The following is a 12,017-nucleotide window of genomic DNA, read 5'->3' as shown; positions in this document are numbered from 1 at the left end:
CATAAGGCGCCGAAAAGGCGCTCCATCGGGAGAGGGAAATGCGCATTGGTCTCGCCACGGCCCTGCTTGCTTCGGCGGCATGGACGGCACCTGTCTGGGCTCAAACCACCGAACAGACTGCGCAGCCGGAAGCCAAACAAGATAGCGGCATCGCCGAAATCGTCGTCACTGCGCAGAAGCGCGCGGAAAACGTCCAGGACGTGCCGATCGCCATCTCCGCTTTCGGGGCGGATACGCTGAAGGAGCGCGCGGTCGGCAGCGTCGCCCAGCTTTCCGCCATCGCCCCCAACGTCAATCTGGATGCGGGCACGCCGTTCTCGGGCTCGCCCGCGGTGCTCTCCGCCTATATCCGCGGCATCGGCTCGGACGACTTCGCCTTCAACATCGATCCCGGCGTCGGCCTCTATCTTGACGGTGTCTACCTCGCCCGCACGGTGGGGGCGAACCAGGACCTGATGGACGTCGCCCGCGTCGAGGTGCTGAAGGGGCCACAGGGGACGCTGTTCGGCCGCAACACGATCGGCGGCGCGATCTCGATCGTTACCCGCGATCCCGGCAAGGAATTCCGCGTCCAGGGCGACGTGACCACCGGCAGCTACAAGCGACTGGGCGCGCGCGGATCGGTCGACATCCCGATCACCGACGAGCTCGGCACGATCCTCAGCTTCGGCGTACAGTCGCGCGATGGCTTCCTGACGCGCATCCCCTATCCGGACCAGCGCGCCAACAACACGCCCTCCTACACCGCCTTCTCCGCCGCCGGATACGGCAATTCCCCCCGCGAGGGCGGCAACGACAACTGGAACCTGCGCGGCAAGGCGAAGTGGTCGAACGGCGGGCCGCTCACCCTCACCCTCTCGGGCGACTATAGCCGCGACAAGGGCACCAGCGCCAACAAGCTGCTCGGCACCGCCGAGAATGTCCCCGGCAATTTCGCCGGCACCAGCAACCTGCCCGGCACCGCCTTCGACCCAACCGGCACCACCGGCTTCAACTTCGCGGGGCTCTATAATTTCTGTATCAGCGCGACGTCGGCGCAGATCGCCGCTCGCAATGCCCAGGCACTGTGCGGCACCTCCGGCACCCAGTTCAACCCGCGCTTCCAGGTGCCGAGCTATGCCGGCGTGAATGTCGACGATAACCCGTCGAACAACCGTCTGCCCTGGGACAGCCGCTATGTCCTCGCCGATCCGGACAAGAGCTATGCTACCGGCAACAGCTTTTCCGACCTCAAGAACTGGGGCTTCTCGGGCGTCATCGACTATGACCTGAGCGACACGATCGCGCTCAAGTCGATCACCGCCTATCGCCAACTCGACTGGGCCGCCGGGCTCGATGCCGATGGCTCGCCGCTCAACTTCCTCCAGCTCAGCTTCACCATGCACCAGTGGCAGTTCAGCCAGGAAGTGCAGCTGCTCGGCAAGGCGCTCGACAACAAGCTGAACTATGTCCTCGGCGGCTATTACTTCAAGGAAGCCGGCAACCTCCACGATTACGTGACCTTCGCCGAGGGCCAGGTGCAGGTGGACGGACCCAACCGGCTGGAAACCGCCAACTATGCCGCCTTCGGCCAGATCGACTATCGCCCCACCGCGTGGCTCGGCCTCACCCTCGGCGGCCGCTACACCAACGAGAAGAAGCGGTTCGAAGGCGGCCAGCAGGACCTGAACGGCTTTAGCTACAAGCTGTTCGGCTGTTCGGATGCGAACGGCAACATCACCCCGAACGGGCCCTTCCCGCTCGCGCCGGTGACCTGCCAGACCGGGCTCGGCTATCCCGATCCCAGCAATCCGGTGCGGGTCTATGTGCCTGGGGTGAACCGCAAGAAGTTCAGCGACTTCTCACCCAAGTTCGGCCTGCAGCTGCACCCGAACGACAATGTCATGGTCTATGGCAGCTGGTCGCGCGGCTACAAGACCGGCGGCTGGACCACGCGCCTCACCAACCCGCAGGGCAATGTCGCACCTGACTTCAACGAGGAGACCGCAACCACGACCGAGATCGGCGTGAAGTCGACGCTGCTCGATCGCAAGCTCCAGCTCAACGCCGCCGCCTTCAACACCGAATACAAGGGCATCCAGCTCAACATCCAGATCGGCACCTCGCCGACCATCGCCAATGCCGGCAATGCCCGGATCCGCGGCTTCGAGCTGGAGGCGATCGCGGCGCCGGTGCGCGGCCTCACCGTCAACGCGTCGGTTGGTTATATCGACGCCTATTACACCAGCGTCTCGCCTGCCGCCGCGGCGGTGGGCGGCCCCAACCAGTTCCAGGCCGGCACCGTGGTCGGCGCGGCCTTGCCCAAGACGCCCAACTGGAAGACCAACATCGCGCCGCGCTACGAAACCCGGATCGGCAACGGCGCGTCGCTGATCTTCCTCGCCGACTGGACCCATGCGAGCAGCGTGTGGAACGATACCCAGCGTACCTACATCCTGCGCCGGGGCGCGATCGACCAGGTCAACGCCAGCATCGCCTATCAGGAACCGCACGATCACTGGACGCTCACCCTGGGCGGCACCAACCTGACCGACAATCGCTACCTCAGCTCGGGCGGCTCAAACATCGCCGACGGCACCTTCTTCGGCACCTATAACCGCCCGCGCGAATGGTATGCGCGCTTCGGCTTCAAGTTCTAACGGGAGCGCACTCATGGACATACAGGCAGCCGTTACCGAGGCGCCGGGCGGCACCTTCCGCATCGAGACGCTGCGGATCGATGCGCCCGGGCCCAGCCAGGTGCTGGTGCGGATCGTCGCCTGCGGGGTCTGCCACACGGACATGGTGATGCGCGACGGCGCGCTGCCGGTGCCGTTCCCCGCCGTGTTCGGGCATGAGGGCGCGGGCGTGGTCGAGGCGGTGGGACCGGGGGTGGCCGGCCTCGCCCCCGGCGACCATGTGCTGCTCAGCTTCGACAGCTGCGGCGCCTGCCCCGCCTGCCACGATCACCAGCCCGGCTATTGCCCCGAATTCTTCCCGCGCAACTTCCTCGGCACGCTCGGGCCGGATCAGGGCGGACTCTGGCGCGGCGAGGACAGGATCGGCAGCAACATCTTCGGCCAGTCCGCCTTCGCCACCCATGCGCTCGCCCATCCGCGCAACGTGGTGAAGGTGGATGCGGACCTGCCGCTCCACCTGCTCGCCCCGCTCGGCTGCGGCATCCAGACCGGTGCGGGCACGGTGCTGGAAACGCTGAAGGTCGATGCCGGCCAGTCCATTGCCGTCTTCGGCGCCGGCGCGGTAGGGTTGGCCGCGGTGATGGCCGCCGCGATCGCCGGTGCCGATCGGATCGCGTTGCTGGATCGCCATGTGCACCGGCTCGATCTCGGCCGCGAACTGGGGGCGACCGACACCGCCACCAGCCTTGATGCGCTGTCGGGCCCCTTCGACCATATCGTCGATACCACCGGCGTGCCGGCGTTGCTGGGGCAGGCGATCGGCCTGCTCGCCCCGCGCGGCACGCTGGCGCTGGTCGGCGCCTACCCTTCCGACCCCAAGCTTTCCATCGACGCTTCCGCGATCATGAGCCTCGGTCGCCGTATCGTCGGCGTGGTGGAGGGCGGCATCGATCCGCAGCGCTTCGTGCCCGAACTGATCGAGCATTACCGTGCCGGCTGGCTACCGATGGAGAAGCTGGTACGCACCTACCCGTTCACCGCCATCGATCAGGCGGTGCATGATTCCGAAACCGGGGCGGTCATCAAGCCGGTCCTGCTGATGGAGCCGAATGCATGACAGACACCGCGCCGCGCCCCGACGTTGCCGCCTTCCTCACCTATCTCTCGGAAAATGCGGCACCCCCGCTTTCGGCGCTGCCGGTGGAAGCGGCGCGGCTGATGATGCGCGCGAACGGCGCGGTGGCCGATCTGCCGCCGGTGCCGATCGCCCGCGTGCAGGACTGGACGGTGCCCGGCCCCGCCGGTCCGCTCGCCGCGCGCCTCTATGATCGCCGGCTCGATCGCATGTCCGGGCCGCTGGTGCTGTTCTTCCATGGCGGCGGCTTCGTGATCGGCGATCTCGGCACCCATCACAGCTTCTGCACCTGGCTTGCCGACACGCTGGACCTGCCGGTGCTGGCGATCGACTATCGCCTCGCCCCCGAACACCCTTTTCCTGCTGCCGTGGACGATGCCGAAGTCGCAGCGCGCTGGGTCTGCACCGCAGCGGATGTGTTCGGCTTCCAGGTGACCGGCCTGATCCCCTGCGGCGACAGCGCCGGGGGCAATCTGGCGATCGTGACGACTCAGCAGCTGGCGCTGCGCCCCGCATCCCTGCCGGTTCTGGCCTGCTGGGCGCTCTACCCCTATGTCGGCGGCGGCACGGACTGGGCCTCGCACCGCGCCTATGGAGAAGGATTCTTCCTCCAGGCGGACGACATGGCCTGGTTCGATCGCCAATATGCCGCCATCCCCGGCGATCCGCGTCATGACTGCCTGGACGGGCCGGTGCCGCCGGTGCCGCTGCTGGTCCACACCGCCGGCCTCGATCCGCTGCGCGACGCGGCGCGGGCCTATGCCGACCGCGTCGTGGCAGCCGGCGTTCCGGTGGAGCGCCTGGAAGCCGCCGGCATGATCCACGGCTTCGTCAACTTCCGGCAAGCGCTGCCCTCGGCGCAGCGCGACTGCATCGCTTTCGCCGACGCGGCAAAGGCGATGCTGGCCCTCGGAGTCGAAGGATAGGACGCTTGACTCCGCGTGCGTTTGACTCTCTATTGGATCCAATAACTGGAGAGGACCGATCATGATCGGGCAAAACGCTACCCCGCCTGCCACCGTGCAGCCCTGGCCCACCCAGGCCTGGTATGTCGCCGCGTCCAGCGATGAACTCACCGATCGTCCGCTCGGCCGAACGATCTGCGGACAGCCCATGGTTTTCTTCCGCAATGCCGCCGGCGAGGTCTCGGCCCTTGAGGACTTCTGCCCGCATCGCGGCGCCCCGCTGTCGCTCGGCTTCGTTCGGGAGGGCGAGCTGGTCTGCGGCTATCACGGCCTGACCATGGGTTGCGCCGGACGAGCCACCTCGATGCCCGGCCAGCGGGTGGAGAAGTTCGCCGGCATCCGCCGTTTCGCAGTGATCGAGCGCTACGGATTCCTTTGGGTCTGGCCCGGCGACGCTGAAACCGCCGATCCGGCGAAGCTCCACCATCTCGAATGGGCCGAGAGTCCGGAATGGGCCTATGGCGGCGGCTATTACCATATCGCCTGCGATTATCGGCTGATGGTCGACAATCTGATGGACCTCACGCACGAGACCTATGTCCACAGCACCAGCATCGGCCAGAAGGAGATCGACGAGGCGCCGGTCGAAACGCTGATCGAAGGCGAGCAAGCCGTCACCCGCCGCTTCATGGACGGGATCGAAGCGCCGCCCTTCTGGAAGATGGCGCTGCGCGGCGCCGGGCTTCCGGACGACCAGCCCGTCGATCGCTGGCAGATCTGCCGCTTCTCCCTGCCCAGCCATGTGCTGATCGAGGTGGGCGTGGCCCTTGCCGGCAAGGGCGGCTATCATGCCGAGGATCGGTGGAAAGCCGCCAGCATCGTCGTCGACTTCATCACCCCCGAAACCGAGACGTCGCACCATTATTTCTGGGGCATGGCGCGGCGCTTCGCCGTGGCGGACACGGGCCTCACCGACACCATCCGCGCCGGCCAGGGCAAGATCTTCGGCGAGGATCTGGAGATGCTGGAGCGGCAGCAGGCCAATCTGCTGCGCTATCCCGAGCGCCGGCTGATGAAGCTCAACATCGACGCCGGCGGCGTGCGTTCGCGGCTGATGATCGACCGGGCGATCGCTGCGGAACGTGCCCCGGCGGTGGAAGCCGCCTGAAATCAGCCCCTTGGCCCGCCGCGCCGGCAATGCTTTAAGCCGATGCGATGGAAAAGCCTGCCAAGCCGGGCCAGCAGGTGCTGGTCGCGCTCCGCCGCATGATTGCCGACGGCACGATCAAGCCCGGGGACCGCATCGCCGAGATCCCCACCGCGGAGGCGCTGGGCGTCTCGCGCATGCCGGTGCGCACGGCGCTGCGGGCACTGGAACATGAAGGGCTGGTGGAGAAGCTCGGCGCGCGCGGCTACACCCCGCGTGCGGTAGACGCGGCCGCGATCACCGGCGCGATCGAAGTGCGCGGCGTGCTGGAAGGCCTCGCCGCCCGCCGGGTGACCGAGCGCGGCCTGACGGCGGGGGAGCAGGCCCAAATCGAAGCGATCCTGGACGATGGCGACGCGCTGTTCGCCAAGGGTCATCTGGCCGATGGCGATCTGGACGGCTTCTACCGGTACAATCTTGCCTTTCACGACAAACTGATCACCGCCAGCGGCAACCCCTCGATCGCGCTGGCGCTGGGCCGCAACAACCACCTGCCCTTCGCCTCGGCGGCCGCGCTGGCGCTCGACTGGAACGACCTGGACGGCGAATATCACCATTTGCTCCGCGCGCATCGCGAGCACCGCGCGGTGTTCGACGCGATCCGCGCGGGTGACGCCGGCAAGGCGGAACAGCTGATGCGCGGGCATGCAGCGGTGGCAGTCGCCGACCGCCGCGCATTCCGGATGCTGCCGGACTGATCTTCAGGGCGCCGCGTCGACGACCGCCTCATGTTCCTATCTTTTGACCCGGCGTTCCTCGGCCCTCGTGCCTTGGTCATGAAGGACGCATGTCTGGCAGTTCGAGCTCGGCAGCTATGGAGCGTCATGCGGCCCTCGACCGCGGTGCAACGATAGACCAGATCTTCGCCGGCAGGACAGTGCCAGCCGTTTTCCTGCTCCAGATACCACGGGCTTGCGCCAGATGATCGCTCGGAGGGCGCTGCAAAGCCGGCTTCGGCCTAACGGCTTGGAAGCGTCGGTGATGCTGCACCGTCCGTCATCACGATCGCAAGAAGACTGCCATCCCGCCCGTAGCGAATCCGATCAATGGCGATATCGCGCTCGCCACGGTAAGGACCGGGACCAGGCCGCCGTTCCCAGCGATGATAGACGATCAGCCATTGTCCGCGCGACGTGCGGACGAAGCTGTGATGCCCGGGCCCCTGATGCCGCGCATCGGCGGTGAGGATCGCGCCGCGGTAGGTCCAGGGCCCCATCGGGGACTTCGCGGTGGCATAATGGACCGAATAGTCCGGACCGTTCCAGCGGCCATGGCTGTAGGAGAGATAATAGATGCCGTTCCGCACATGGACGAACGCGCCTTCGGTGAAGTTCGGCGGGGTGGCGACGGGGATCTCGCGCGCGATGCTGGTCATGTCCGCGCCCAGTTCCCACACGCGCAACTTCGCACCGGCGCTGCCGCCGGCATAGAGAAAGGCCTTGCCCGACCTTGGATCAACGAAGACCATCGGGTCGATGGCCTCGAAGCCGTGGCCGCCATCGGCGATCAGCGGATGGCCGATATCGCGATACGGACCCTCGGGCCGATCGGCGACCGCGACGCCGATGCGGCTCGGCGTCGGGTTCTGCGGCCCCACCGAGAAATAGAGGTAGTAGCGGCCGCCGCGGTGCGCGATCGCCGGCGCCCACAGGAAATGGACGGGGGCGCCGTCGTCCTGGATCCAAGCGATCTGGTCGCGGCGGATCAGCTCGCCCCGCACCCGCCAGTGCCGCAGGTCGCGGGACGAGAAGGCGCCGAAGCGATCTGGCGCCCAGCTGCCGCCGGGCCCGCCGGTGGGGAAGATCCACAGCTCGTTGCCGATGAACACGGCATGCGGGTCGGCGCCGGTGAATTGCGGATTGTCGGCGAGCGCCGTGCCCGCAAGGACCGCGGCCAGGCCGCAGCCCAGGATGAAGCGTCGCATGCCCTGTCCTCGCCTGTTACGAATGTTACGAAGCAGGGCGCGGCCTCCTGGCCGCGCCCTGCGAACTTCCGCGCGCCTGGTCAGAACCGGAAGCGGACGCCCAGCGAATAGGAACGCTCGATATAAAATACTTGGCGTCGATAGCTTTCGCCCGTGTCAAAGGCGCGATCGCGCTGCACGGGATTGCCCAGCACGTTCACGATGTCGAAGGCCAGCGTGACGTTGGGTAGCGGCGTCACCGTGGTGGAAAAGTCGAGCTGTCCGCGACCTTTCTCGATCGTGGGGTGCGCGATAGGATCAAAGGTCTCCAGCGTGTAATAGGACACGAAGTCGGAACGGTAGTTGTACGCTACGCGAGCCGAGAATTGCGGCCGCTCGTACAGCGCGACGAGATTGTAGGACCATTTTGACACGCCGGGGAAGCGCTGGCGCTGGTTGCCATAGGTCGCCGCGAAATTGGGCTGCAGATCGCCCTTCGCGTCGATGTAGGTGCCGTTCGCCTGGATGCCGAAGCCTCTCGTCCACTCCGGCAGTCCGGCAATATCCAGGAAGCTGGTGAACTGCACTTCGGCACCCTGGAGCCGGGTGCTGCCGAGATTGACGGGCTGATCAATCGACACCAGTCCATAGGTGGTGTCGCGGTACACGTTGTTGACTGTAGAAAGGAAGCCCTTCACGTCGTGGCGGAAGATCCCGGCAGTCAGCGACCCGGTGGGCGAGAAATAATATTCGAGGCTCGCGTCATAGTTGTTCGACGTCAACGGGGTCAGGTCGGGATTGCCTTGCGAGCCACCGCGCGCGCAATTTCGACTGTTATAGGTGCTGCTCGTGGGGTCCAGGCACGGGCTGCCTGCCGGGAAGGTCGGCGGCGTTCCGAGCGACAGGTTCGGCCGCAAGTCGATGAAATTCGGACGGGTGCGGGTCTTGGTATAGGCTAGGCGGAGCTGCAGCTTGTCGCTGAACCTGATCCGCGCGCTGCCGTTCGGCAGATAGTCGGTATATTCGTTCTCAGCCGTGTTCGGCGCCACGACGCCATCGATGTTCGTCGTGACATTGATCCGGGTTTTGGTTTTGACCACGCGTAGGCCCGCAAGCCCGTCAATCGTGATGCCGCCCAGATCGAAGCCGTATTTCAGCTGCGCGTAGCCTGCATAGGACTTCTCGTTCGCCAGGAAGCGCTGCAGCGGATCGAACGCGACGGTGCCGGCGGGCTCCCTGAAGAAAGCGCGCAGGGCCGGCAGGTTGTCACGGATGCTGTCGCGGGTCATCGCGGCATAGGCGACATTGGGCTGCGCGTTGTTGAACGTGAACCCAGGCAAGGTGTAGCGCACGTCCGCACCCGGCAGCGACGCCAACGGAATGCCCTGCGCCTCATACGTGATATCGGGAGCGCCGTTGGTGCCGGGCACGGCTACATTGTTGTAGACGTTGCCGAAATCGCGTGCCGCGTCGCGATCGTCGTAGCGCACGCCGACCTGCAACCGCTTGAGGAAGCCCAAGTCCAGATCGTAGGCGACGTCTGCGCGCGCCTGCCAGTCCTTCCCGCTGACGACGGTGCGCTCCTGATACAGACCGCGCGCGAGAAAATTGGCGGGATCGGCGATCGAATAGTTGAGGAAAGTCTGCGATGGTCCGCCGTCCTGGTCCTCCGACACGTTGAAGTTCGAGAAGTGCGACGGAACGCCGCGCGTGGCGTAGTCGACGTTGACCAGGTCGGCGGTGTAGGTGCTGTCGGTGTATGCCACATCGGCCGATACTTGCAGGCGGTCTTTCTTCCACTTTATGCCGGTGCCACCCTGGTAGGTATCGGTCTTGCCGTTGAACGAACCTGTATAGCCATCGGGGCGCACCGCGCCGCTGATGGTCGCGCTCGCAATCCGGTTCGTGCCGGGGATCGTTGTGATGTTGGACAGGGTGATGTCCCCGAAATTGGGGATGAACATCCAGCGGTTATAGTCTTTCGAGCGGAAGCCCTGGTACAGCCCATCGGCGTAGATTTCGAGCTCGGGGCTGGGCTTCCACTGGAATGCCGCATTGGCGGACGGGCGATAGCGCGCACCATAGCCCAGGAAATTGCCTTGCGCGTCGGGATAGCGCAGCCCCGCCTGCCCCGCTGGGGCGTTGGCTGCGGTCGTCGTGGCGATCACCACCGACTGCTCGCGGGAGGAGTCCATGAAATTGATGCCGACATAAGACGCGTTCAGCAGCAGCCCCATTTCGCCGATGCCGGTATTCCAGCGATCGCTGATGAGCAGGTTGCCGTTCGGCACGATCTTTTCCGACTGCTGCGAGAGCACGCCGTTCAGCGAACCCGAGAGTTCGAATCCTTTGAAATCGAACGGCATACGCCCGCGCACGTTGATCTCGCCGGCGATCCCCCCCTCGATCTGGTCAGCAAGGCCAGACTTGTAGACCTCCAGCGCAGCGACGGTCCCCGCAGGAAAATCCTGGATCTGGACATAGCGGCCCTCGGCCGTGAAGATCTGCCGGCCGTTATAGGTGGTGGTGAGATCGGGCAGGCCGCGCACGGTGACGCCGGCGGATTCGCCGCCGCCACGGGTGACGTTGACGCCGGCGACGCGCTGCAGCGCCGAGGAGGCGAAGGTATCCGGCAGCTTGCCGATATCCTCGGCGACGATCGCATCGACGATGCCGTCCGAATTGCGCTTGATCGACTGGGCGGACTGGAGGCTGCGGCGCAGCCCGGTGACGACGATCGCGTCCTCGGCACTCGCACCCGTCTCCTGAACGGCGGAGGCTGGCGATGCCGGGTTGATGCTGTCGGTGCTGGACGTCTGCGGCTTGGGCGACTCCAACGCGGTTTGGGCGAGTGCCGCGGGTACCAGCGCCATGCCGACCACGGCCGAGGCGGACGCGCACAAGAACGGCTTCATCTTCATGATATTCCTCCCCGTTTTCACTCCGCTCGAATGGCGGGCTTGTTCGTGATGCGGAGATTATATAAGCCTGACATCGCAAGCAACATATTTATCATATTTTTAACGAAGCGCCCTGCGCGCAGCACGAATCGCAAGAAAACATTGCTTGGGAGGAGAAGGATGATGAAGGGTGCAACGGCGATCTGCGGCCTTGCCGCGCTGGTCGCACTTTCGAGCCATGCCGATGCCGCGACAGCCAGACGGGGTAGCTTCGGCAAGATGGCGGACGGGCGCGCCGTCGCCTCGGTCACGCTCACCAACGGTCGCGGAGTCTCGGCTACCGTCGTCGCGTACGGCGCCATGCTCCAGTCGCTGGTGATGCCCGATCGCGCTGGCCGGAAGGCAGACGTGATCCTCGGCTATGACAACATGGCCGACTATCTCGCCAAGGGGCAGTATTTCGGCGCCACCGTTGGCCGCTTCGCCAATCGGCTGGCCGAGGGGCGCTTCCGGATCGACGGCCGCAGCTTCCAGGCGCCGGTCAACGACGGCAAGAACGCGCTGCACGGCGGCACGGTCGGCTTCGACAAGCTGCTGTGGGAGGTGGTGTCGGTGAAGGACGGCCCCACCGCCTCTGTGACGCTGCGCGCGGTCAGCCGCGACGGCGACCAGGGCTATCCGGGCACGATGACCGTCGACGCGACCTACGCGCTGGACGAGCAGAACAACCTGACGATCACCTACACCGCGACCACCGACGCGCCGACGATCGCCAACATCACCAACCACAGCTACTGGAATCTCTCCGGCGAGGGCGCGACGGGCGGCGCGATGGGGCACCGCGTCACCATCCCGGCGCAGACCTATCTGCCCACCGATGCGGGCGCGATCCCCACGGGCGCGTTCAAGAACGTCGCCGGCACGGTGTTCGACTTCCGCACCCCGCAGGCGGTGGGCGACCGGGTCCGCGATGCGCGCGACCAGCAGATCATCTTCGGCCGGGGCTATGATCACAACTGGGTGATCGGCCGCGAGGTGACGCGCGACCAGCATCTGATGGCGAAGGTGTACGACCCGGCCTCGGGCCGCGGCTTCGAGCTCTGGTCGAACCAGCCGGGGCTGCAATTCTATTCGGGTAATTTCCTCGACGGCACCACCCACGGCAAGTCCCAGCGGATCTACCGTGAGGGCGATGCGATCGTGATGGAGCCGCAGATCTTCCCGGACGCGCCCAACCAGAAGGGCTTTCCCAACGCGCGGCTCGATCCCGGCCAGACCTATCGCAACGTGATGACCTATCGCCTGACCACCGGCCAGGCCGCGGCGCCGAAGAAGCGCTGAACAAACTA

The 12,017-nt window shown here is 65.8% G+C and carries 8 protein-coding genes; 6 read left to right on the top strand and 2 right to left on the bottom strand.

All coding sequences use genetic code 11. The features are described from left to right. Positions 1–38 precede the first annotated feature (38 nt). The 5 genes from ACTJKY_RS16260 to ACTJKY_RS16240 all read left to right on the top strand — a co-directional run bounded on the left by ACTJKY_RS16260 (position 39) and on the right by ACTJKY_RS16240 (position 6,563). Positions 39–2,639 carry a TonB-dependent receptor gene (locus tag ACTJKY_RS16260; RefSeq protein ID WP_440847158.1) on the top strand — a complete coding sequence of 867 codons (2,601 nt, stop codon included), beginning with the start codon at positions 39–41 and terminating at the stop codon, positions 2,637–2,639. A 13-nt stretch (positions 2,640–2,652) separates the two neighbouring features. Continuing rightward, positions 2,653–3,735 (top strand): NAD(P)-dependent alcohol dehydrogenase, encoded by a 1,083-nt coding sequence (locus ACTJKY_RS16255; protein ID WP_440847157.1) that lies wholly within the window; start codon positions 2,653–2,655, stop codon positions 3,733–3,735. Next, positions 3,732–4,679, top strand: coding sequence for an alpha/beta hydrolase (locus ACTJKY_RS16250; RefSeq protein WP_440847156.1), 948 nt, complete (start codon positions 3,732–3,734; stop codon positions 4,677–4,679). Before ACTJKY_RS16255 ends, ACTJKY_RS16250 begins: the two co-directional genes overlap by 4 nt. A 61-nt stretch (positions 4,680–4,740) precedes the next feature. After that, positions 4,741–5,826, top strand: a complete 1,086-nt coding sequence (locus ACTJKY_RS16245; protein ID WP_440847155.1) for a Rieske 2Fe-2S domain-containing protein — start codon at positions 4,741–4,743, stop codon at positions 5,824–5,826. Between the two features lie 47 nt (positions 5,827–5,873). Next, positions 5,874–6,563 carry a GntR family transcriptional regulator gene (locus ACTJKY_RS16240; RefSeq protein WP_440847154.1) on the top strand — a complete coding sequence of 230 codons (690 nt, stop codon included), beginning with the start codon at positions 5,874–5,876 and terminating at the stop codon, positions 6,561–6,563. A gap of 260 nt (positions 6,564–6,823) precedes the next feature. Here the strand turns inward: ACTJKY_RS16240 and ACTJKY_RS16235 are convergent, their stop codons facing one another. Further along, positions 6,824–7,789 carry a family 43 glycosylhydrolase gene (locus tag ACTJKY_RS16235; RefSeq protein ID WP_440847153.1) on the bottom strand — a complete coding sequence of 322 codons (966 nt, stop codon included), beginning with the start codon at positions 7,787–7,789 and terminating at the stop codon, positions 6,824–6,826. A gap of 80 nt (positions 7,790–7,869) precedes the next feature. Then, positions 7,870–10,689, bottom strand: a complete 2,820-nt coding sequence (locus ACTJKY_RS16230; RefSeq protein ID WP_440847152.1) for a TonB-dependent receptor — start codon at positions 10,687–10,689, stop codon at positions 7,870–7,872. 159 nt (positions 10,690–10,848) lie between these two features. Between ACTJKY_RS16230 and ACTJKY_RS16225 the strand changes: the two genes are divergently transcribed. Further along, positions 10,849–12,009 (top strand): aldose epimerase family protein, encoded by a 1,161-nt coding sequence (locus tag ACTJKY_RS16225; RefSeq protein ID WP_440847151.1) that lies wholly within the window; start codon positions 10,849–10,851, stop codon positions 12,007–12,009. Positions 12,010–12,017: the final 8 nt, after the last annotated feature.

Origin of the sequence: Sphingomonas sp. 22176 (genome assembly GCF_052045505.1) — a bacterium.
GTDB lineage: Bacteria > Pseudomonadota > Alphaproteobacteria > Sphingomonadales > Sphingomonadaceae > Sphingomonas.
The sequence above is the reverse complement of the archived record's forward strand: the minus strand, read 5'-3'. Positions and strand labels throughout refer to the sequence as shown.

What these genes read in the sequence shown, in the direction of transcription:
- ACTJKY_RS16245 (WP_440847155.1), top strand. Translation starts at nt 4,741, where the DNA reads ATGATCGGGCAAAACGCTACCCCGCCTGCCACCGTGCAGCCCTGGCCC.
- ACTJKY_RS16250 (WP_440847156.1), top strand. Translation starts at nt 3,732, where the DNA reads ATGACAGACACCGCGCCGCGCCCCGACGTTGCCGCCTTCCTCACCTAT.
- ACTJKY_RS16235 (WP_440847153.1), bottom strand. Translation starts at nt 7,789, where the DNA reads ATGCGACGCTTCATCCTGGGCTGCGGCCTGGCCGCGGTCCTTGCGGGC.
- ACTJKY_RS16260 (WP_440847158.1), top strand. Translation starts at nt 39, where the DNA reads ATGCGCATTGGTCTCGCCACGGCCCTGCTTGCTTCGGCGGCATGGACG.
- ACTJKY_RS16255 (WP_440847157.1), top strand. Translation starts at nt 2,653, where the DNA reads ATGGACATACAGGCAGCCGTTACCGAGGCGCCGGGCGGCACCTTCCGC.
- ACTJKY_RS16230 (WP_440847152.1), bottom strand. Translation starts at nt 10,689, where the DNA reads ATGAAGATGAAGCCGTTCTTGTGCGCGTCCGCCTCGGCCGTGGTCGGC.
- ACTJKY_RS16240 (WP_440847154.1), top strand. Translation starts at nt 5,874, where the DNA reads ATGGAAAAGCCTGCCAAGCCGGGCCAGCAGGTGCTGGTCGCGCTCCGC.
- ACTJKY_RS16225 (WP_440847151.1), top strand. Translation starts at nt 10,849, where the DNA reads ATGATGAAGGGTGCAACGGCGATCTGCGGCCTTGCCGCGCTGGTCGCA.